Below are 20801 nucleotides of genomic sequence, written 5' to 3'. Positions count from 1 at the left end.
ATGAATATGTAACTGAAAACTGTTTAATATATTCCCTCTTAATTCTTGGTTCTAAAAATCTTGATTCTTTTCTTAAAGCGTTCCTCTTTTTGCTTGCTCTCTTTCTATCGATTCGAACAATGCTTTAAAGTTTCCTGCTCCAAAACCTTTTGCCCCCATTCTTTGAATAATTTCGAAAAACAAGGTTGGCCTGTCTTCTACCGGTTTGGTAAAAATTTGTAATAAATACCCATCTTCATCAGCATCTATCATAATACCTAAACCTTTTAACTTTTCGATATCTTCTCTTAATTCATGACTGTATTCTTGTAATCTTCCAGGAACTGCATTATAATATTCCTCTGGTGGCGTTGATAAAAACTCTACTCCGTTAGCTTTTAATTGGCCCACCGTTTTTATAATATCATCTGTGGCAACTGCAATATGCTGCACACCAGAACCTTCGTAAAAATCTAAATATTCTTCAATTTGAGAACGTTTTTTCCCTTCTGCAGGTTCATTTATTGGGAATTTGATTCTTCCATTTCCGTTAGACATTACTTTACTCATTAACGCAGAATATTCTGTATGAATTTGTTTGTCATCAAAAGATAAAAAGTTAACGAACCCCATAACATCTTCGTAAAATTTTACCCACGTATTCATTTGATTCCAACCAACATTACCAACCATATGGTCTATGTATTTTAATCCTGCTGCTGGCGGATTATAATCTGATTCCCATTTTTGAAAACCGGGTAAAAATGCGCCGTTGTAGTTTTTACGCTCAACAAATAAGTGTACGGTTTCTCCGTAGGTGTAAATTCCCGCTCTTACTACTTCACCGAACTCGTCTTTTTCTACGGTTGGTTCCATATAAGATTTCGCTCCGCGGGACGTTGTTTCTGCATACGATTTTCTAGCATCTTCTACCCAAAGTGCAATAATTTTTACGCTGTCGCCATGTTTTACAATATGGTTGTTAATTGGCGATTTGCTATTTAGCGGAGTTGTTAACATCAACTTTATTTTGTCTTGTGTTAATACATAACTTACCGAATCTTTTGAACCCGTTTCTAAACCACGATATGCGTGCGACTGAAACCCGAATGCTGTTTTGTAAAAGTGAGCTGCTTGTTTTGCATTACCAACGTAAAACTCTACGTAATCTGTTCCTAACAATGGAAGGAAATCTTGTGCACCTTCAAATATTTTTTCTAAACCGTAGTTTACTGATTTTATTTCTTTTGCCATCTTTATATTTTGTAGACCTCACAGGTTTTAAAAACCTGTGAGGTCTTATTTTTTATTATTTTAATTACACGCAACCCTTTCAGGGATATTAAAAGTATTTTAATTGATATTGCCCTTTAACAAAGCTATCTGCCAGCAGAAATTCTTAGCCCTAATTGCAGTGACATCCTTTTTGTTTTTTACAAAAAGATATAACGAAAAGCAGGAAATAGCTTCTAAAAATTATGCTACTCCAACCAAGATTTATAATACTCTTCATCGGCAACTTTCATAGCTTCCTCCGTAACCATTAAAGGTTTAAAAGTGTCTACCATAACGGCCAATTCTTCGGTTTTTATTTTACCAATACTTTTTTCTGTGGTTCCTGGGTGCGGGCCATGAGGAATTCCAGATGGATGTAAAGAAATATGACCTTGATCGATGTCGTTTCTACTCATAAAATCTCCATCTACATAGTATAAAACCTCGTCGGAATCTATATTACTGTGATTGTATGGAGCAGGAATTGAATTTGGATGATAGTCATACAAACGCGGTACAAAACTACAAATTACAAAGGCATTTGTTTCAAAAGTTTGATGCACTGGTGGCGGTTGATGAATGCGACCAGTTATCGGCTCAAAATCGTGAATTGAAAATGCATACGGAAAATTATAACCGTCGTAACCGACAACATCAAAAGGATGCGAAGCGTAAATCATTTCTATAATTTCGCCTTGTTTTTTTACTTTTATTAAGAAATCACCTAACTCATTATAGGTTTCTAATTCTTCGGGTCTTCTTAAATCTCGTTCACAAAATGGCGAATGCTCTAGCAATTGACCAAAATAATTTCTATAACGTTTTGGTGTGTAAACCGGAGAATAGGATTCTACAATAAAAAGTCTGTTGTTTTCATCATCGAAATCTATTTTGTAAATAATTCCACGTGGAATTACCAAGTAATCTCCATATTTAAAGTTGATGTTTCCTAAATGTGTTCTTAATTTTCCCGTTCCTTTGTGAATAAAGATTACCTCATCTGCATCTGTGTTTTTATAGAAATAATCTGTGCTAGATTTTTTTGGTGCCGACAGAATAATATTACAATCAGCATTTGTTAAAACAATTTTTCTGCTTTCTAAATAGTCATTTTCAGGCGGAACTTGAAATCCGCGAAAACGATACGACTGAATGTTATTTGCTTTGGCAATTTTAGGTTTTACAGAATATTGTTTTCTAATTTCTTTAACCATGGTTGGTCTGTGCTCGTGATATGAGTTGGTAGACATTCCGTCGAAACCAATGGTACCAAACAATTGTTCATAATACAAACTGCCGTCTTTTTTACGAAATTGCGTGTGTCTTTTGGGTGGAATTGTCCCTAGCTTATGATAAAAAGGCATAATTTTAATGTATTAAATGATTAAAAAAATGAATGAATAAAACCTAAATAGTTCTTTGAATAAAGATTTAGATTTTAATTAAGAGATTATGAAACTAGTTCAGAATGACAGCACATTGCTCATCATTCTGGATTTCGCTTTATAAAGAATTTAAGATATATAAGTAAGTCTAAAAACATCGCAATCGATTTCGTTGTTCTACAAATATAACAAAAGATTGTTAGAAGATTGATTTACAGAATTAAAAACTATAATCTTAAAAAATCTTGAAAAGGAGTAAATGCTATTAAAAGAATTAAAATACACGCTAAAATAGTAACCAAAGAAGACATTTTTCTTTCGGCAATTTTAAAACCAACATCTGTACTATTAGATTGAAGTAAAATATCACCTGATTGATATAATGGATAATCTAATTTACTTTTTGGGGAATTATTTTTTGGAATCTTCTGATAATAAAAAAGTAAAAACGAAATTACTACAAATGACCCAAAACTAAACATTAATAAATCATATGCAGTTAAAACCCTATCGTAAAAAGGAAAAAAAGGTAATAAATTAAGACTATTCATCGTTTATAATTTTATCTAAGATAAGTAAAAAAATTAAAAAGACCCTTCAGGTTCTTGAAACCTGAAGGGTCTTATGCAATAAGTTTATGAAACTAGTTAAAAATGAAAAAGTTAATTACTCTATCTTTTTAACCACAGCTTTTGGCGCTTCTTTTTTAGATCCGTCAAAACCTTCTACACCTCCAACAGTTGTGTACTTCATTACATATTTTTTATCTGGAAAAATACGTTGATACGCACTCTGACACATTAAAGTAGCTTCGTGAAATCCACAAAGAATCAACTTTAATTTACCTGGATAGGTATTTACATCTCCAATGGCATAAATTCCCGGTATATTAGTTTGGTAATCTAACGCATTGTTTACTTTAATAGCATTTTTTTCTATTTCTAATCCCCAATTTGCAATTGGACCTAGTTTTGGTGATAAACCAAAAAGTGGAATAAAATGATCTGTTTCAACGATAAAAGGTGCTTCTCCTTTTTTAACAACAGAAACTCCGGTTACTTTATCTGTACCCACAATTCCTTTCACTTCTGCTGGTGTGATCATGGTAATTTTACCAGCATCTTTTAACTCTTGTACTTTATCTACAGAATCTAAAGCACCTCTAAATTCGTTTCTTCTGTGTACTAGTGTTACAGATGAAGCTACGTCTGTTAAAAAGATAGACCAATCTAAAGCAGAATCTCCACCTCCAGAAATAACTACTTTTTTATCTCTGTAAAATTCAGGATCGCGAATAATATATTCTACTCCTTTGTCTTCGAAATCTGCAATATTAGGAATTGGCGGTTTTCTTGGTTCAAAAGAACCTAAACCACCTGCAATTGCTACTATTTTTGCGTGATGTTTTGTCCCTTTATTAGTCGTAACTAGAAAAGTACCATCTTCTTGTTTATCTATTGTTTCTGCACGTTCTCCTAATGTAAACCCTGGCTCAAATTGTTTAATTTGCTCCATTAATTTATCAGTTAAATCACCCGCTAAAATTTCTGGATATGCAGGAATATCATAAATAGGTTTTTTAGGATAAATTTCTGAACATTGTCCGCCTGCTTGCGGCAAAGCATCTATTAAATGACAACGTAATTTTAATAAACCTGCTTCGAAAACAGTAAAAAGTCCGGTTGGTCCTGCACCAATAATTAAGATATCTGTAGTAATCACTTTTTTTTATTTTTAAAGACCTCACAAGGTTTTATTCTTGCGAGGTCTTTTTTTTATGTTGATGAGCGCGTTAGGGATTGAAGCATTTGCTTGAGCTCTTTTTTACTTTTTTAAGTAAAAAAAGCGAGTGCGAAAAGCCCGACCAAGTTTTTTTGCTTGGAACGCCCAAAAATATATTTTTCTAAATACTTAAAAACTGATTTTTATCAGCTTAAGCTACGTTTACAACTTCTACTATTTGTGGCGCATACTTTTTTATGGTTGCTTCAACGCCATTTTTTAAGGTCATTTGATTTACAGAACATCCTGTACAAGCACCTTCTAATTGAACATTAACAATATTATCTTCTATAGATAAAAGTTTAATATTGCCTCCATCACTCATTAAAAAAGGGCGAATTTCTTCTAACGCTTTTTCTACATTATTTAATGTTTCTTGTGCTGTCATATGCTTATTTTTTTACGGAACTACAACCACTCATTGTTGTAATTCTAACAACTTCTGTTGGTGGTAAATCTTCATTTCTTTTTAATAATTCTGCAACCATTTCTTTCGTAATATCATTAAATGATTTTTCTAAAATAGTTCCGTTTTGTAAAGCTACCGGATGACCAACATCTCCTGCCTCTCTAATACTTTGTACTAAAGGAATTTCTCCTAAAAACTTAGTTTTAATGTCTTCTGCTAAATTTTTAGCACCATCTTTTCCAAAAATATAATACTTGTTATCTGGCAATTCTTCTGGTGTAAAATACGCCATATTTTCAATGATTCCTAAAACAGGCACATTAATGTTTTCTTGTTGAAACATTGCAACTCCTTTTTTAGCATCTGCCAACGCAATATTTTGTGGTGTACTTACTACAACTGCTCCGTTAATTGGTAAAGCTTGCACAATTGATAAATGTACATCTCCTGTTCCTGGAGGTAAATCGATTAAAAGAAAGTCTAACTCACCCCAATTACCATCAAAAATTAATTGATTTAATGCTTTTGAAGCCATTGGTCCACGCCAAATTACTGCTTGGTTTGGGTCTGTAAAAAAGCCTAATGATAATAATTTAACTCCATAATTTTCTACAGGTTCCATTTTAGATCTACCATCTATATTTACAGAAAGTGGTCTTGCTTTTTCTACATCGAACATGATGTGTTGTGATGGTCCGTAAACATCGGCATCTAAAACACCTACTTTAAAGCCCATTTTAGCTAAAGAAATAGCCGTATTTGCAGTTATTGTAGATTTACCAACGCCACCTTTACCAGATGCAATTGCAATAATGTTTTTAATATTAGGAATTGCTTTCCCTTTAATTTGATTCGGGTTTACTTTCTCTGCAGGCTTTTCTACTTTTACGTTAACTTTTACAATAATTTGCTCGTCAACATTGGTTTGAATTGCCTTGGTAATCTCCGTTTCAATTTTCTTTTTTGCTTGTAAAGTTGGGTTACTAATGGTAACATCTACTTCTACTTCATTGCCAAAAGTAACAACGTTAGTAACATTATTGTTTTCTATTAAACTTTTACCTTCTCCAGGAGCGGTAATTGTTTCTAATGCCTTGTATATATCTTGTTTCTTAAAACTCACGTTTTCTTATATTTAATCTTACTTGCAAAGATACGTCTTACTGCTCAGAAAAGAAAGTTTGTAGATTGCGATTATTTATGAATTGATAGGTTGAAATTATAGACACCAATTTCGCAAATCGCACCAATGGTTTTGTAATTATTTAATAAATTAGGAAAAACTAAGACAACTCTTCCATAGGGTTCCAAAATACTTTTTCTAAATCCTGAATTTGGTTTTCTATTACAATAATCCCTTCGCTTTCTAGTAATTGCTGCATAAGGTTTGTACCGTCAAAATGATGTTTGCCTGTTAGTAATCCTTTTCTATTAACGACTCTATGTGCCGGAACATCTTCTAAATTATGTGCTTTATTCATTGCCCAACCTACCATTCTTGCAGATCTTGCTGCTCCTAAATAGGTAGCAATTGCTCCGTAACTGGTAACTTTTCCATGCGGAATTAAGCGAGCTACTTGGTAAACTTTATCAAAAAAATTATCGGATTCTTTCACGTTGTGAAGGTAATGATATTCTAAGAAAGTTATGCCACAGGGTTTTTAAATAAAAAATGACACAAATTTCACGGATTATCACTGATGGATGTTGTGGAAAGTTATTACACTGAGATTCGCAGAGAAAAATAGAGATTCACGGAGGTTAAAAATAAAAGACACAGATTTCACGGATTACCACTGATGACTATGGTGAATAATTATTACACAGAGATTCTCAGAGAAAAACAAAGATTCATTGAGTTAAAATCAACATCAATAGTTGTAATGTAATGAGATTCCTCAATCAACTAAAAAGGCTCATTTCGGAATGACAAATGGGGAAGTTAATTCCCCGTAATGACACATTAATACTTTAATCTAAATTTAATGTAGGTAATAGGTTTATCTACTTCTAAATATTGTTTTTCGTAAAAAGTTTGTGTTTCTGTAACTTCTTTTGGTGCGCCTTCATTCTTATATACAGTATGGTTAGCATATAAAATTTCATGACCTTCACCATGCAACAAACCTAACGTATACCCATGCATAAACTCTGAATCTGTTTTTAGATTCATAATTCCTTCTTCATTAAGAATATGATGGTATTTTTTCATAAAACTAGAATTTGTCATTCTATGTTTTGTGCGTTGAAATTTTATTTGTGGATCTGGGAAAGTGATCCAAATTTCTGAAACTTCATTTTCAGCAAAAATAAAATCGACCAACTCAATTTGAGTTCTTACAAAAGCTACATTGTCTAGATTTTCTTCTATTGCAGTTTTTGCTCCTCTCCAAAAACGAGCGCCTTTTATATCGATACCAATATAGTTTTTATTCGGATTTCTTCTAGCCAAAGCAATGGTATATTCTCCTTTACCACACCCTAACTCTACAACAATAGGATTGTTGTTGCCAAAAAAAGAATGCCATTTACCCTTATGAGAAAAATCTGTTACAACTTCTTCTCTAGTTGGTTGAATGACATTATTAAACGTTTCATTTTCTTTGAAACGTTTTAATTTATTTTTACTTCCCAAATTGTTATTTTAAGCTTTATCTTCCGTTCCTTCTCTCTTAAACTTAAGAGTTTGTCCCAACCAATATGCGAATAAACATAATAAAACTAATAGAAATCCCCAATTAACGGCATTAGAAATCCACCAACCATAATCTGCATTTGCTACAGTTAAACGTAACCAATGGAATGGCGTAAATAATAAATCGGTAAATAAACTACCAATCCATCTAAAAATATTGCTTGCTATCATAACTTAATTATCTTTACGCTGCAAAAATAACAAAAGAAACGATGCTAGCCAATTTTTTAGAGAAATCTAAACCAATCAATTTTATAGTCTATTTTGGACTCTTTTTTTGCTTCTTTATAATTACTGTTTTTTCTAACTTGTTAACAGATAATTTCACTTGGCTAAAAACCATGGAAAACATCTCTTTTTTAGGACTCTTTTTAATTGTTTTTTTCTTCTACAATTTTATAGTCTCAAAAAATAAATTAACGTTCGACCACTCTTATGCTTTCTTTATTTTTATATTAACAAGTATTCTTTTCACACCCAAGATACTAGGCCTTAAAGCCTTACTAACATTAATAATTTACCTCCTTTTTTTAAGAAAAATATACAGTTTACGTTCTCCTAAAAAGGTAATTCAGAAATTATTTGATAGTGGTTTTTGGTTAGGTATTCTCTTTATAATAGAACCTCTTACCTTGATTTTTCTCATTCTAATTTACGCATCTATTTTATTGAGAAAAAAGGTTTCTTTTCATACGCTACTAACTCCAATTATTGGGTTTATTTCTCCATTAATCATCTATTTTGCGTACTTATTTTGGTATGATTCTAGCGAAGAATTTCAGCAACTTTTCACTTTTAATACTATAAATAATATATTTATATATAAAAAAGACTCTACACTATGGATTTTTGGAACCATACTTTTACTAACTGTAAGTTCTATATTCTTAAAATCCCCGAAAGCGTTATCTGTAAATAATTCTTTTAAAAAGAGTTGGATTGTTTTAATTATCAACTCAATTATCGCAGTTGCTTTTGCTTTAGTAATTACCGAAAAGAGTGGAGCTGAAATTGTTTATTTTTTAATACCAGCATCTATAATTATAGCAAACGGATTTGAGGTTATAGAAAAAATGATTGTTAAAAACATTCTATCTGGCTTACTACTAATAGGTACAATTCTTACTTATTTTTTACTATAATTTAGTTCCAAAAGCTAAATCTCCAGCATCTCCTAAACCAGGAACTATATATCCTTTATTATTTAATTGATCGTCTATAGCAGCAACCCATAAATGTGTGTTTTCTGGAAATTTATCTTTTATAAACTCGATTCCTTCCTTAGAAGCAATAACCACCAAAACATGAATTTCCGCAGGTGTTCCTTGTTTTTTTATCGCCTCAAAAACAGACACTAAAGATTGCCCTGTTGCTAACATCGGATCTAACAATAATAATGTTTTGTTTTCTATTGATGGTGCTGCAAAATACTCTACTACAATTTCAGATTTAGCACCGTTATTTGGGTGATGACGGTATGCAGAAATAAAAGCATTTTCGGCATCATCAAAATAGTTTAACACACCTTGATGCAAAGGTAATCCCGCTCTTAAAATTGAACATAAAACAACGTCGTTATCAAATAATTGTTCTGTTTTCTCACCTAAAGGAGTTTCAATAGAAACATTTTTATAAGAAAGGTTTTTACTTAATTCGTAGCCTAAAACCTCACCAATTCTTTCAATATTTCTTCTAAACCGAAGTGAATCTTTTTGAATTTTTACATCTCTAATTTCTGAAATAAATTTATTAAGAATAGAATTTTCTTCTTGTAAATGGTGAATAATCATTGTAAATAATTTTAGAATAACAAATGTAAAGCAATTGTATAAATTTGTATCTTGCATCTACACAAAAGATTAAAACATTAACAAAAAACTAAAAAATGGGAATTTTTTCATTCATTAAGAATGCTGGAGCAAAAGTTTTTGGCATTGGAAAAACTACAGAAGAAGAAAACGCAGATAAATCTGAGCAATTAAGAAATGCTATTACTGCTTTAAATTTAGAAGTTACAGATTTAGGTATAGAAGTAGCAGATGATGCTGTAAAACTTTGGGGAGAAACCGCTGACTTAGCTACCAAAGAAAAAGTAGTTTTAGTGGTAGGTAATACCAATGGTATTGCATCTGTAGAAGACAACTTAACAGTTGCAGAAACAGAGGTAATTGAAGAAGCAGAAATGGCACAATTTCATACAGTAGAAAGCGGAGACACTTTAGGTAAGATTGCCAAAACTTATTATGGTAACGCAATGAAATACCCTGTAATTTTTGAAGCAAACAAACCGATGTTATCACATCCAGATAAAATATACCCTGGTCAGGTATTAAGAATACCGCCTTTAGTAGACTAATTAAAAATCAACCAACCAAATTAGAAGAGTTTCAAAATATATTTTGAAACTCTTTTTTTTATCCCTTAAACTAAAAATTATTCTCAACTTTGCATGCTAATTTAAGAATCCTATTTTTTTGAACATAGATAAGAGAACATTAGCATTAATTGCCGTTACCATAGCCACTATAATCTACGGACTAAATTACTCAATAGCTAAAGAGGTAATGCCTATTTACGTAAAACCCTTTGGTTTTATTTTAATAAGAGTTTTTGGAGCAACTATAATTTTTTGGAGTCTTGGTTTATTTATTAAATCTCAAAAAATAGAAAAATCTGATTATCTAAAATTACTCTTAGCAGCCATTTTTGGAATTGGTTTAAATATGCTCTCCTTTTTTAAAGGTTTAAGTTTAACAACACCTATTAGCGCTTCCGTTATTATGGTTACATCACCAATTATGGTTTTAATTTTTTCTAGTATATTAATTAGAAAAGCCATTGGAAAACTAAGAATATTAGGCGTAATCATTGGTTTAGTAGGTACTGTTTTACTTATTACGTATGGTAATTCATCTGGTACAAGCGGTACAAATAGCAATTGGGGAAATTTTTTAATTTTTGTAAATGCCACTTCTTATGGTTTATATTTAGTGATCTCCAAAAGTTTAATTCACAAATATCATCCAATTACGCTTGTTAAATGGCTGTATTTTATTGGGTTCATTTTTGTACTCCCTTTTGGTTACCAAGAATTTACAGAAGTCAATTGGCGAGAAATGCCCACAAATATTTATTGGAACATTGGTTTTGTCGTTGTCTTTACTTCTTGTATTACCTATCTTTTTAATTTATATGGTTTATCAAAATTGAAACCAACAACCGTTAGTGTTTTTATTTATCTACAACCTGTTATTGCAACAATTTATGCTTTAATTATTGGTAGTGATTCTTTAAACATGACAAAAATCGGGGCAACAATACTAATATTTTGTGGTGTCTATTTAGTAACTAGGCAAGTAGAAAAATAGCACTTAATTTCACCATTTAAAACTAGTTACTAAGCTTTGTTCGTTCAAATTAGTCAGATCTCATCAGCATAAAAATTAGTACTAATCTGTATAATATGTGCCTTTATCATTTTCAATGATTTACAAGTGCATTCCCCTAAAAATTCTGTGAAATAAAAACTATATTTGCCCCTCATCTAAAATGTTGATTTTATGATTCAATCTATGACTGGTTATGGCAAGTCTGTATTACAATTACCTACTAAAAAAGTAACCATAGAAATTAAATCTTTAAACAGTAAAAACCTCGATTTAAACGTTCGTATTCCTTCTTATTATAAAGAGAAAGAATTAGCCGTGCGTAAAAAACTAGCAAGAGCGTTGGTTCGTGGTAAAGTAGATTTTTCAATTTTTGTAGAAATGACTGCAGATGAAACGTCTACAACTATTAATCACGGAGTGGTAAAAGAATATATGCAACAACTAAGAAATGTTGTACAAACCGGAACTTCTGACGATGTTGAATTATTGAAAATGGCCGTAAGAATGCCAGATGCTTTAAAAACAGAGCGTGAAGAGTTAGATGAAAACGAATGGAACCTTATCAACGAAAGTGTAGATATTGCTATTAAAGATATTGTACAATATAGAATTGATGAAGCTGCTTCTTTAGAAATAGATTTTAAAGAAAGAATTGCTAATATTAAAACCTATTTAGAAGAAGTAAAAGCTTTAGATGGAGATAGAGTAGAAAACGTAAAAACACGTTTAAAAAAGGCTATCGACGATTTAAAAGTAGATACTGATGAAAACCGTTTTGAACAAGAATTAATTTACTATCTAGAAAAATTAGATATTAATGAAGAGAAAGTTCGTTTGGCAAATCATTTAGATTATTTCTTACAAACAATGGAATCTGAAGATTCTAATGGTAAAAAATTAGGATTTATTGTTCAAGAAATGGGACGAGAAATAAACACCACCGGTTCTAAAGCTAATTTTGCACCTATGCAAAAAGCGGTAATTCAAATGAAAAACGAGCTAGAACAAATTAAAGAACAAATTTTAAACGTATTGTAAGATTTTCTGCAAGGTTAAAAAAACCATGTAACTATTACAATATTCTAATTACAAGATGCTAAAGCAAGTTTAGCATGACAAATAATAAAATATATGTCAGATTTTAAAGGAAAATTATTCGTCTTTTCTGCACCTTCTGGTTCAGGTAAAACAACCATTGTACGTCATTTATTAAAGCAAGAAAGATTCAACCTAGAGTTTTCTATTTCTGCTACTTCTAGAGCACCAAGAGGAGAGGAAAAAGATGGTGAAGACTATTATTTTATCGACCTAAAAGAGTTTAAAAACAAAATTAAAGGTGATGAATTTTTAGAATGGGAAGAAGTCTATAGAGATAACTTCTACGGAACTTTAAAAAGCGAAATTGAGCGTATTTGGGCTTTAAAAAAACATGTTATTTTTGATATTGATGTAGTTGGTGGATTGCGTATTAAAAAGAAATATCCAGAAGAAACATTGTCTGTTTTTGTAAAACCACCAAGTGTAGATGAGTTAAAAATCCGTTTAAAAAAACGTTCTACAGAAAGTGAAGACAAAATAAACATGCGTATTGCAAAAGCTTCTGTAGAATTAGCAACGGCTCCACAGTTTGATAAGATTATAAAAAATTACATTTTAGAAGATGCTTTGCAAGAAGCGGAAGAGTTAATGAGTGATTTTTTGGAATTGAACTAAGAGACAAGACTAGAAAGGAAACAAGAGTCAAGATTAAATAGAGAATAAAGAAAAAGTATTTTTTTGAAAACAAAATAATCTTGCTTCTTGATTCTAAAATCTTTAAAAGGAAATGAGTAAAATAGGTTTATATTTTGGCACGTTTAACCCAATGCATATTGGGCATTTAATTATTGCCAATCATATGGTAGAAAATTCTGATTTAGATGAAATCTGGATGGTTGTTACACCTCATAATCCGTTTAAGAAGAAAAGCTCTTTGCTAGATAATCATGAACGTTTTGAAATGATTTATAGAGCAACCGCTAATTACCAGAAAATTAAACCTTCAGATATTGAGTTTAATTTGCCACAACCCAATTACACCGTTCATACGTTAGCACATGTTTCTGATATGTATCCAAACAAAGAATTCTGCTTAATTATGGGTGAAGACAATCTAAAAAGTTTACATAAATGGAAAAATTATGAAACTATTTTAGAACATCATCACATTTATGTCTACCCTAGAATTGCTGATGGTGAAATGGATGATCAATTTAAAAACCATGCTAAAATTCATAAAGTAGAAGCTCCTATTGTTCAAATATCTTCTACCATGATAAGAAAGGCTATAAAGAACAAAAAAAATACGCAACCATTATTACCTAAAGAGGTTTGGGAGTACATAGATGAAATGAACTTTTACAATTCATAATTAAAATATATTTATATCACTCTTACACATAATATACTCTATGAGCGTTTCGTTGTATATTTGTTAAACATCAAATAAATATTTGTGGCTAAAAAAGATAAAAAAAAGGGAAAACTTAAACAAAAACTAACTGATAAATACAGATTGGTCGTTTTAAATGAAGACACTTTTGAAGAGCGTTTTTCATTAAAACTTTCAAGATTAAATGTATATGTTTTGGGTGGTTTTTTTTCTATATTATTAATAGCTAGTACCATTCTTCTAATTGCATTTACTCCTTTAAAAGAGTATATACCAGGCTACTCTTCTACTGCTTTAAAAAGAAAAGCAGCAAATTTAACTTTTGAAGCAGATTCCTTAAAAATTAAATTAGCAGTTTTAGAAAATTACACAAAAGCCTTAAGACCTGTTTTAACAGGAGAAATTCAACCAGAAAGTATAGATTCTATTCAGGCAGAAGCAAGACATCGTTTTATAGACGAGAGTGAATTGGCTGCCACAAAAGAAGATTCTTTATTTAGAGAAAAAGTAGAAAGTGAAACGCTATTTTCTATTGAACAAAACGCAAAAAGTAATGTTAAGGTGGTCTTTTTTGCCCCTTTAAACGGTACAATATCTCAAGTTTTTGATGCCACCTCTAAACACTTTGCAGTAGATATTACCGCAAAAAGCGGAACACCAATTAAGGCAACTGCAGATGGAACTGTTATTTTTTCTGGATGGACCACAGAAACAGGCTACGTTATTATTTTAAAACATGCTAAAGATTATATTTCTGTTTATAAACACAACGGAAACTTATTAAAAGAACAAGGAGACTTTGTAAAATCTGGTGAAGTAATTGCCACTATAGGATCTACTGGAGAATTAACTACAGGACCACATTTACATTTTGAACTTTGGAGCGGTGGATATGCCGTAAACCCAACAAATTTTATAGATTTTAAATAATGAGCATTAAATCATTTTTTGCGATTCCGTTTGCTAAAATTGCAACAAAAAAAGTTTATAAATGGGCCAACACCCCACATAAAACACAAGAAAAAGTTTTTAAAAATTTAATTTCTAAAGGAAGTAAAACAGCTTTTGGAAAAGATCATAATTTTGATACTATTTCTAATTATGAAGATTTTAAAAAACAAGTAAAAGTTACAGATTACGAAGGTTTAAGACCTTACGTAGATAGAATTGTAGCTGGAGAATCGAATGTACTTTGGACCGGAAAACCACTATACTTCGCAAAAACCTCGGGCACAACTTCTGGCGCAAAATTTATTCCGATTACCAAAGACTCGATGCCTACACATATTAAGGCGGCAAGAAATGCTTTGTTATTTTATATCAAAGAAAAAAACGACGCAAGTTTTGTGGATGGTAAAATGATTTTCTTACAAGGAAGCCCTATTTTAAGTGATAAGAACGGCGTAAAATTGGGTAGATTAAGCGGAATTGTAGCGCATTATGTACCTCAATATTTATTAAAAAATAGATTACCAAGTTGGGAAACCAACTGCATAGAAGATTGGGACACCAAAGTAAATGCCATTGTAGAAGAAACCATTAATGAAGACATGTCTGTAATTAGCGGAATTCCTTCTTGGGTACAGATGTATTTTGAAAAACTGATTGAAAAAACTGGGAAATCGGTTTCAGAACTGTTCCCTAATTTTAATTTCTTTATTTATGGAGGTGTTAACTTTGAGCCTTATAAGAATAAGTTTGAAAGTTTAATTGGTAAAAAAATCGATTATATAGAATTATATCCAGCATCGGAAGGCTTTATTGCATATCAAGATTCTCAGACAGAAAAAGGAATGTTGTTGCAATTAGATTCAGGTATGTTTTACGAGTTTATTCCTGCGGATGAATTTTTTAATGAAAAGCCTACAAGAATTTCTTTAAAGGATGTAAAAATGGGTGTTAATTACGCCATCATTTTAAACACAACAGCAGGTCTTTGGGGGTATAACATTGGTGATACTGTCGAGTTTACATCAACAAAACCTTATCGAATAAAAGTTACCGGTAGAATAAAACATTTTATATCCGCCTTTGGCGAACACGTTATTGGTAAAGAAGTAGAAAAAGCTTTAAACGATTCCATTAAAGGCACCAACATAAATATTAGTGAGTTTACAGTAGCACCGCAAGTGAGTCCGGATAGTGGTTTGCCGTATCATGAATGGTTTATCGAATTTGAAAATGAACCCGAAAACCTAGAGGAATTTGCAGCTAAAATTGATGCTTCTATGCAGGCTCAAAATATTTATTATATCGATTTAATTGAAGGAAAAGTTTTACGTCCTTTAATCGTTAGAAAAGTAAAAAAAGGTGGTTTTCATGAATATATGAAATCTATTGGTAAATTTGGAGGACAAAATAAGATTCCGCAATTGTCTGATAACAGAAAAATTGCAGATGTTTTACATAATTTTATAATTAAAGAGTAATACCAAATGAACATCAAAGTTCATTTAATATAACAAGATACAAACAACATGGGAGGAGATTTTTTATTTTTAGGATTGGCAATAGCTTTGGTTATTGTTTACTTTTACAACAAATTTAGAAACAGACGATAATTAGAATACTTTATCCTTTCGGACAACGAATGACAAGAGATCTTAGTTTACTCAATCGTTCCTCATTTCGAAATGACAAATTAATAAAGAACACAAATGAGTACAATTAGAATTACAAAACAATTTAGCTTTGAAACAGGGCACGCCTTATATGGTTATGATGGTAAATGCAAAAACGTTCACGGACATTCTTACAAACTTTCTGTAACCGTATCAGGAAAACCAATTGCAGACAACACCAACGTAAAATTTGGTATGGTGATTGATTTTGGAGATTTAAAAAAGATTGTAAACGAAGAAATTGTAGATATTTTTGACCATGCAACCGTATTTAATAAAAATACACCTCATGTAGATTTAGCAAAGGAATTAATGGATAGAGGACATCATGTTTTATTGGTAGATTACCAACCAACAAGTGAAATGATGGTAATAGATTTTGCTGAAAAAATAAAAGGCAGATTACCAGAAAACATCAAACTTCACGCTATAAAACTACAAGAAACAGATTCTAGCTTTGCAGAATGGTATGCCAGTGAGAATTAATTTAATGATACAAATTACGCTTAAAAAAAATAGGGCTATCAAAAAGATAGCCCTATTTTTTTCATCAACCTGCATTCATTACAAGTTTTTCATTTAGGTTTATGATTATCAAATTAATGATAATGAAACCTGCTTAATCTTCTAAAATTTATTTTTAGACAACCTTTTTTCACCTAAAATTTCAAGAATTACTTACCATTAAAGGTATTCATGGTATTATTTAAACCTGCGGTACCAAAAGAAGTAATTACTTTAGCTGATGTTGGCAAGCGCTCTATCAATTCACTGGTTTCTTCTTTTTTCCATTCACCAAGGACATAATCTACTTGCCTACCTCTACCATAATTACCACCAACACCAAATCTAAAACGAGCGTATTGCTGGGTATTTAATTTTTCTTGAATATCTTTTAATCCGTTATGTCCGCCTGCAGATCCTTTTGCTTTTAAACGAATTACTCCAAAATCTATATTTACATCATCGGTAACTACTAAAATATTTTCTACAGATATGTTTTCTTTATCCATCCAATATTTTACTGCTTTACCGCTTAAATTCATAAAAGTACTTGGTTTAAGTAAAACAAATGTTCTTCCTTTAAATCGGAAATTAGCTACATCTCCAAGCTTTTCAGTTTCAAAAGTTGCACTGTGCTCTTCCGCAACCTCATCTACAATTTTAAACCCAATATTATGACGCGTATTTGTGTATTGCTCACCAATATTACCTAATCCAACAATTAAAAACTTCTTCATTAACGCTTCTTTAGATTCAACTTTAATACCAAATATTTCAGAAAAAAAGTTTGTAAAATTCATTCTTCAAAAATAAGAAGAATTAAATAAATTTAGATTGCCTATTTATAATTATAAGGGATTAAAATAAATATAAAGCAAAAAAAAAGCGTTACAAATTTGTAACGCTTTTTATAATTTATATTGCAAAAATTATTCTGCAGCAGCTTCTGTAGCTTCTTCTTCTTCATCTTCAGAAACAGTCGCGTTACGAGAAGTTCTTACTTGCACAACAACAGTGTTGTCTGGGTGCATAAATGTATATCCTTCAGTTGCTAATGATGTTACTGTTAATTTACTTCCAATTTTTAATTTAGAAATATCTGCAGTTACAAAATCTGGTAAGTTAGCAGGTAATGCTTTTACTCTTAATTTACGGTTTGTAAAACGTAAAGCTCCACCATTTAATACTCCTGGAGAAGTACCTACTAAAGTTACAGGAATCTTCATTGTAATTTCTTTATCATCAAATAATTGATAAAAATCTACGTGAATAATTTTATCTGTTACAGGGTGAAATTGAATGTCTTGTAACACTGCTGCTATTTTTTGACCATCAATATCTAAACTTGCTGTATACACATTTGGAGTGAATACCAACTTTTTAAACGCTTTTTCTTCTGCTGAAAAATGTATTGGGTTTTCTCCTCCGTATATAACGCAAGGAACCATACCAGCATTACGTAAGGCTTTAGTTGCTACTTTACCTACGCTTTCTCTTTTTGATCCTTTAATTGTAATTGATTTCATTACTTTTTGTATTATTTATTTACATTAAAAATTGTCCACTAATTGAAGTATTGTCTTGCACTTTATGCATAACATCAGCAAATAATGGCGCGCAAGATACCACTTTTATTTTAGATGTCTCCTTTTTTAACGGAATAGTGTCTGAAACAATCAATTCTGTTAATCCTGAGTTTTCTATTTTATCATAAGCGCCACCAGAAAGGATTGGATGTGTACAAATTGCTCTTACACTTAATGCACCTCTTTCCATCATTAAATTTGCTGCATGTGCTAATGTTCCTCCAGTATCAATCATATCATCTACTAAGATTACATTTCTACCTTTAACGTCTCCAATTAACTCCATGTGCCCAATTTGGTTGGCTTTAATACGTTGCTTATAACAAATAACAACATCACATTCTAAGTGCTTAGAGTATGCATACGCTCTTTTAGAACCTCCCATATCTGGAGATGCAATTGTTAAATTGTCTAATTTTAAGCTATTTATGTATGGCATAAAAATAGTAGATGCAAATAAATGATCTACTGGCTTTTCAAAGAAACCCTGTATTTGGTCTGCATGTAAATCCATCGTCATAATTCTTGTTGCTCCAGCAGATTCTAAAAGTTTTGCAACTAATTTTGCTCCAATAGCAACTCTAGGTTGATCTTTTCTATCTTGTCTAGCCCAACCAAAATATGGCATAACTGCTGTAATGTGTCTTGCTGATGCTCTTTTTGCAGCATCACACATTAACAACATTTCCATTAAATTGTCTGCATTCGGAAATGTAGAACCAATAATAAAAACACGTCTTCCACGAACAGATTCTTCAAATGCTGGCTGAAATTCTCCGTCACTAAAGTAAGTTGTTTTAACTTTTCCTAAGGTGGTATTGTATTCTTTTGCAATTTTCTCTGCCAAAACTGTGCTTTGTCTGCAGGCAAAAAGTTTTGGGGCTAACTGATTTGTAGGCATTTAGTTGTTTTTTTTTGTTGTGTTGTTGTAAGAGTACAAAAGTAGAATTTATTTATTGACTTTGAAATTTATTTATAGACTTTAAAATAAAATAATTTTATACATTTGCAATCTTATTAATACTTGCTCAAGTGGCGGAATTGGTAGACGCGCTGGATTCAAAATCCAGTTTTTTCGGAAGTGCGGGTTCGATTCCCGCCTTGAGTACTAAAAAACCTGTTAATCATTTGATTTACAGGTTTTTTTATTTTCACTTACTTGAATTCCTACTATTTATGTACGGTAAACTTTTTAGTATTAGGTAATTGAATGTTTCTACAGTTTTAATTTCTTTATAAATTATCTGGAATGAGTTTTACACCAAAAGAAGTTTTTAATTCAATAAAAAAGACCTACTTAAATTTTAGTATTACATTTAAGCCAGATTTTAGGCAAAAAATTGCAAGCTCGTGGTCAGAAAGTATCGATGATTCTACTGCCAGAAAAGATTGGAACTGAAAACCACAATTGGATTTAGATAGCATGTCTAAAATAATGATTAAAAAATTAAAGAGATATCATGTACGGAAGCATAAAAGAGAATTTACAGAAAGAATTACAAGCCATTAAAGACAATGGTTTATTTAAAGAAGAGCGCATTATTACAACCTCTCAAGATGCCGTTATTAAGGTTTCTACAGGAGAAGAAGTAATTAATTTTTGTGCCAACAACTACTTAGGACTTTCTAATAACAAAGAAGTAATTCAGGCAGCAAAAGACACATTAGACTCGCATGGTTTTGGTATGTCTTCTGTTCGTTTTATTTGTGGTACCCAAGATATTCATAAAGAATTAGAAGCTAAAATTGCCGAATTTTTTCATTGTGAAGACACTATTTTATACGCAGCCGCTTTTGATGCTAACGGAGGAGTTTTTGAACCTTTATTATCAAAAGAAGATGCTATTATTTCCGACTCCTTAAACCACGCTTCTATTATAGACGGAGTTCGTTTGTGTAAAGCTGCTCGTTACCGTTATAACAATAACGATATGGTTTCTTTAGAAGAACAGTTAATTGAAGCGAACAAACAAAACCATCGTTTTAAAATAATTGTAACCGATGGTGTATTTTCTATGGATGGTGTTGTTGCCGAATTAGACAAAATTTGTGATTTAGCAGATAAATATGATGCTTTGGTAATGGTAGATGAATGTCATGCTTCTGGTTTTATAGGTAAAACTGGTCGTGGAACCATAGAACTAAAAAACGTACTTGGCAGAATAGATATTGTTACCGGAACTTTAGGAAAAGCTTTGGGTGGTGCAATGGGTGGTTTTACTACGGGTAAAAAAGAAATTATAGAAATGTTACGTCAGCGTTCTAGACCTTATTTATTTTCAAACTCTTTGGCTCCTGCAATTGTTGGTGCCTCATTAAAGGTTTTTGAAATGTTAGAAAACGATACTTCATTAAGAGATAAGTTAGAGGAAAATACCAATCATTTTAGATCTAAAATGGAAGCCGCAGGTTTCGATTTAGTTGGTGCAGATGCTGCAATTGTACCTGTTATGTTGTATGATGCAAAATTGTCTCAGATTATGGCAAATCAATTATTAGAAGAAGGTATTTATGTAATAGGTTTTTTCTTTCCAGTAGTACCAAAAGACAAAGCAAGAATTAGAGTTCAATTATCTGCAGCACACACAAAAGAACATATAGATAAAGCGGTAGCTGCTTTTATTAAAGTTGGTAAAAGATTGAATGTAATTAAGTAATAGTATATAAACCACTTTATTTAAATAGTAGTATTTTTTTTAAAGATATAGAGCACTTTTAGAATAATCAATCCATACAACGATTGGT

The 20801-nt window shown here is 31.5% G+C and carries 24 protein-coding genes and 1 tRNA gene; 12 read left to right on the top strand and 13 right to left on the bottom strand.

Going from position 1 to position 20801, the window contains the following annotated elements:
• Window positions 1-72 precede the first annotated feature (72 nt).
• The 9 genes from hppD to WHD08_RS12435 all read right to left on the bottom strand — a co-directional run bounded on the left by hppD (window position 73) and on the right by WHD08_RS12435 (window position 7696).
• Window positions 73-1233 carry a 4-hydroxyphenylpyruvate dioxygenase gene (gene hppD, locus WHD08_RS12475; RefSeq protein ID WP_208890599.1) on the bottom strand — a complete coding sequence of 387 codons (1161 nt, stop codon included), beginning with the start codon at window positions 1231-1233 and terminating at the stop codon, window positions 73-75.
• A 227-nt stretch (window positions 1234-1460) separates the two neighbouring features.
• Window positions 1461-2618 carry a homogentisate 1,2-dioxygenase gene (locus WHD08_RS12470; protein ID WP_208890600.1) on the bottom strand — a complete coding sequence of 386 codons (1158 nt, stop codon included), beginning with the start codon at window positions 2616-2618 and terminating at the stop codon, window positions 1461-1463.
• Window positions 2619-2866: 248 nt separating this feature from the next.
• Window positions 2867-3190, bottom strand: coding sequence for a hypothetical protein (locus tag WHD08_RS12465; RefSeq protein ID WP_208890601.1), 324 nt, complete (start codon window positions 3188-3190; stop codon window positions 2867-2869).
• A gap of 115 nt (window positions 3191-3305) precedes the next feature.
• On the bottom strand, window positions 3306-4361 hold the full coding sequence (locus WHD08_RS12460; protein ID WP_208890602.1) for an NAD(P)/FAD-dependent oxidoreductase: 1056 nt from the start codon (window positions 4359-4361) through the stop codon (window positions 3306-3308).
• Window positions 4362-4572: 211 nt separating this feature from the next.
• Window positions 4573-4809, bottom strand: coding sequence for a NifU family protein (locus WHD08_RS12455; RefSeq protein WP_208890603.1), 237 nt, complete (start codon window positions 4807-4809; stop codon window positions 4573-4575).
• Between the two features lie 4 nt (window positions 4810-4813).
• Window positions 4814-5953 carry an Mrp/NBP35 family ATP-binding protein gene (locus WHD08_RS12450; RefSeq protein WP_208890604.1) on the bottom strand — a complete coding sequence of 380 codons (1140 nt, stop codon included), beginning with the start codon at window positions 5951-5953 and terminating at the stop codon, window positions 4814-4816.
• Window positions 5954-6113: 160 nt separating this feature from the next.
• Complete coding sequence (locus WHD08_RS12445; RefSeq protein ID WP_165734352.1) at window positions 6114-6446, bottom strand: MGMT family protein; 333 nt, start codon at window positions 6444-6446, stop codon at window positions 6114-6116.
• A 347-nt stretch (window positions 6447-6793) separates the two neighbouring features.
• A complete protein-coding gene (gene trmB / locus WHD08_RS12440) occupies window positions 6794-7465 on the bottom strand; it encodes a tRNA (guanosine(46)-N7)-methyltransferase TrmB (RefSeq protein WP_165734351.1) in 672 nt (223 codons plus the stop codon).
• Between the two features lie 9 nt (window positions 7466-7474).
• Window positions 7475-7696 (bottom strand): DUF6341 family protein, encoded by a 222-nt coding sequence (locus WHD08_RS12435; RefSeq protein ID WP_165734350.1) that lies wholly within the window; start codon window positions 7694-7696, stop codon window positions 7475-7477.
• 41 nt (window positions 7697-7737) lie between these two features.
• On the opposite strand from WHD08_RS12435, the gene WHD08_RS12430 reads away from it, so the two are divergent.
• Window positions 7738-8667 carry a DUF6427 family protein gene (locus WHD08_RS12430; protein ID WP_244183317.1) on the top strand — a complete coding sequence of 310 codons (930 nt, stop codon included), beginning with the start codon at window positions 7738-7740 and terminating at the stop codon, window positions 8665-8667.
• On the opposite strand, the gene upp is transcribed toward WHD08_RS12430, so the two are convergent.
• A complete protein-coding gene (gene upp / locus WHD08_RS12425) occupies window positions 8662-9315 on the bottom strand; it encodes a uracil phosphoribosyltransferase (protein WP_208890606.1) in 654 nt (217 codons plus the stop codon). The genes WHD08_RS12430 and upp overlap by 6 nt on opposite strands.
• Before the next feature lie 95 nt (window positions 9316-9410).
• Between upp and lysM the strand changes: the two genes are divergently transcribed.
• The 8 genes from lysM (at window position 9411) to WHD08_RS12385 (ending at window position 16452) form a co-directional block, all read left to right on the top strand.
• Window positions 9411-9881, top strand: a complete 471-nt coding sequence (gene lysM / locus WHD08_RS12420) for a peptidoglycan-binding protein LysM (protein ID WP_208890607.1) — start codon at window positions 9411-9413, stop codon at window positions 9879-9881.
• A 124-nt stretch (window positions 9882-10005) separates the two neighbouring features.
• On the top strand, window positions 10006-10893 hold the full coding sequence (locus tag WHD08_RS12415) for a DMT family transporter (RefSeq protein ID WP_208891187.1): 888 nt from the start codon (window positions 10006-10008) through the stop codon (window positions 10891-10893).
• 204 nt (window positions 10894-11097) lie between these two features.
• A complete protein-coding gene (locus WHD08_RS12410; protein WP_208891188.1) occupies window positions 11098-11952 on the top strand; it encodes a YicC family protein in 855 nt (284 codons plus the stop codon).
• 93 nt (window positions 11953-12045) lie between these two features.
• Window positions 12046-12627, top strand: coding sequence for a guanylate kinase (gene gmk, locus WHD08_RS12405; protein ID WP_165734346.1), 582 nt, complete (start codon window positions 12046-12048; stop codon window positions 12625-12627).
• A gap of 112 nt (window positions 12628-12739) precedes the next feature.
• Window positions 12740-13324, top strand: a complete 585-nt coding sequence (gene nadD, locus WHD08_RS12400) for a nicotinate (nicotinamide) nucleotide adenylyltransferase (RefSeq protein WP_208890608.1) — start codon at window positions 12740-12742, stop codon at window positions 13322-13324.
• 84 nt (window positions 13325-13408) lie between these two features.
• The gene (locus WHD08_RS12395) at window positions 13409-14275 is read left to right on the top strand and encodes a M23 family metallopeptidase (protein WP_165734344.1); all 867 of its coding nucleotides are present in this window, start codon (window positions 13409-13411) and stop codon (window positions 14273-14275) included.
• Complete coding sequence (locus WHD08_RS12390) at window positions 14275-15774, top strand: GH3 auxin-responsive promoter family protein (RefSeq protein ID WP_165734343.1); 1500 nt, start codon at window positions 14275-14277, stop codon at window positions 15772-15774. Before WHD08_RS12395 ends, WHD08_RS12390 begins: the two co-directional genes overlap by 1 nt.
• 228 nt (window positions 15775-16002) lie before the next feature.
• Window positions 16003-16452, top strand: a complete 450-nt coding sequence (locus tag WHD08_RS12385; RefSeq protein ID WP_165734342.1) for a 6-pyruvoyl trahydropterin synthase family protein — start codon at window positions 16003-16005, stop codon at window positions 16450-16452.
• Window positions 16453-16640: 188 nt separating this feature from the next.
• Here the strand turns inward: WHD08_RS12385 and pth are convergent, their stop codons facing one another.
• The 3 genes from pth to WHD08_RS12370 all read right to left on the bottom strand — a co-directional run bounded on the left by pth (window position 16641) and on the right by WHD08_RS12370 (window position 18957).
• Window positions 16641-17270: an aminoacyl-tRNA hydrolase gene (gene pth / locus WHD08_RS12380; protein WP_422894390.1), complete on the bottom strand. Its 630-nt coding sequence runs from the start codon at window positions 17268-17270 to the stop codon at window positions 16641-16643.
• Between the two features lie 129 nt (window positions 17271-17399).
• Window positions 17400-17996, bottom strand: coding sequence for a 50S ribosomal protein L25/general stress protein Ctc (locus tag WHD08_RS12375; RefSeq protein ID WP_208890609.1), 597 nt, complete (start codon window positions 17994-17996; stop codon window positions 17400-17402).
• A 19-nt stretch (window positions 17997-18015) separates the two neighbouring features.
• Complete coding sequence (locus WHD08_RS12370) at window positions 18016-18957, bottom strand: ribose-phosphate pyrophosphokinase (protein ID WP_165734339.1); 942 nt, start codon at window positions 18955-18957, stop codon at window positions 18016-18018.
• Between the two features lie 125 nt (window positions 18958-19082).
• Between WHD08_RS12370 and WHD08_RS12365 the strand changes: the two genes are divergently transcribed.
• The 3 genes from WHD08_RS12365 (at window position 19083) to kbl (ending at window position 20713) form a co-directional block, all read left to right on the top strand.
• Window positions 19083-19164: transfer RNA gene (locus WHD08_RS12365), tRNA-Leu, on the top strand.
• A 141-nt stretch (window positions 19165-19305) separates the two neighbouring features.
• On the top strand, window positions 19306-19455 hold the full coding sequence (locus tag WHD08_RS12360; RefSeq protein WP_165734338.1) for a hypothetical protein: 150 nt from the start codon (window positions 19306-19308) through the stop codon (window positions 19453-19455).
• A 61-nt stretch (window positions 19456-19516) separates the two neighbouring features.
• Window positions 19517-20713: a glycine C-acetyltransferase gene (kbl, locus tag WHD08_RS12355; protein WP_208890610.1), complete on the top strand. Its 1197-nt coding sequence runs from the start codon at window positions 19517-19519 to the stop codon at window positions 20711-20713.
• Window positions 20714-20801: the final 88 nt, after the last annotated feature.

This window comes from Polaribacter sejongensis (assembly GCF_038024065.1).
In the GTDB taxonomy this organism is placed as follows: domain Bacteria; phylum Bacteroidota; class Bacteroidia; order Flavobacteriales; family Flavobacteriaceae; genus Polaribacter; species Polaribacter sejongensis.
This window is presented reverse-complemented; position numbering and strand designations above follow the sequence as displayed.

Bases quoted from the DNA above. Each gene is read 5' to 3' on its own strand.
- WHD08_RS12465 (WP_208890601.1), bottom strand. From the start codon at position 3,190: ATGAATAGTCTTAATTTATTACCTTTTTTTCCTTTTTACGATAGGGTT.
- WHD08_RS12470 (WP_208890600.1), bottom strand. From the start codon at position 2,618: ATGCCTTTTTATCATAAGCTAGGGACAATTCCACCCAAAAGACACACG.
- nadD (WP_208890608.1), top strand. From the start codon at position 12,740: ATGAGTAAAATAGGTTTATATTTTGGCACGTTTAACCCAATGCATATT.
- WHD08_RS12410 (WP_208891188.1), top strand. From the start codon at position 11,098: ATGACTGGTTATGGCAAGTCTGTATTACAATTACCTACTAAAAAAGTA.
- WHD08_RS12370 (WP_165734339.1), bottom strand. From the start codon at position 18,957: ATGCCTACAAATCAGTTAGCCCCAAAACTTTTTGCCTGCAGACAAAGC.
- WHD08_RS12430 (WP_244183317.1), top strand. From the start codon at position 7,738: ATGCTAGCCAATTTTTTAGAGAAATCTAAACCAATCAATTTTATAGTC.
- lysM (WP_208890607.1), top strand. From the start codon at position 9,411: ATGGGAATTTTTTCATTCATTAAGAATGCTGGAGCAAAAGTTTTTGGC.
- pth (WP_422894390.1), bottom strand. From the start codon at position 17,270: ATGAATTTTACAAACTTTTTTTCTGAAATATTTGGTATTAAAGTTGAA.
- WHD08_RS12360 (WP_165734338.1), top strand. From the start codon at position 19,306: ATGAGTTTTACACCAAAAGAAGTTTTTAATTCAATAAAAAAGACCTAC.
- WHD08_RS12375 (WP_208890609.1), bottom strand. From the start codon at position 17,996: ATGAAATCAATTACAATTAAAGGATCAAAAAGAGAAAGCGTAGGTAAA.
- WHD08_RS12390 (WP_165734343.1), top strand. From the start codon at position 14,275: ATGAGCATTAAATCATTTTTTGCGATTCCGTTTGCTAAAATTGCAACA.
- upp (WP_208890606.1), bottom strand. From the start codon at position 9,315: ATGATTATTCACCATTTACAAGAAGAAAATTCTATTCTTAATAAATTT.
- hppD (WP_208890599.1), bottom strand. From the start codon at position 1,233: ATGGCAAAAGAAATAAAATCAGTAAACTACGGTTTAGAAAAAATATTT.
- WHD08_RS12385 (WP_165734342.1), top strand. From the start codon at position 16,003: ATGAGTACAATTAGAATTACAAAACAATTTAGCTTTGAAACAGGGCAC.
- kbl (WP_208890610.1), top strand. From the start codon at position 19,517: ATGTACGGAAGCATAAAAGAGAATTTACAGAAAGAATTACAAGCCATT.
- gmk (WP_165734346.1), top strand. From the start codon at position 12,046: ATGTCAGATTTTAAAGGAAAATTATTCGTCTTTTCTGCACCTTCTGGT.
- WHD08_RS12435 (WP_165734350.1), bottom strand. From the start codon at position 7,696: ATGATAGCAAGCAATATTTTTAGATGGATTGGTAGTTTATTTACCGAT.
- WHD08_RS12455 (WP_208890603.1), bottom strand. From the start codon at position 4,809: ATGACAGCACAAGAAACATTAAATAATGTAGAAAAAGCGTTAGAAGAA.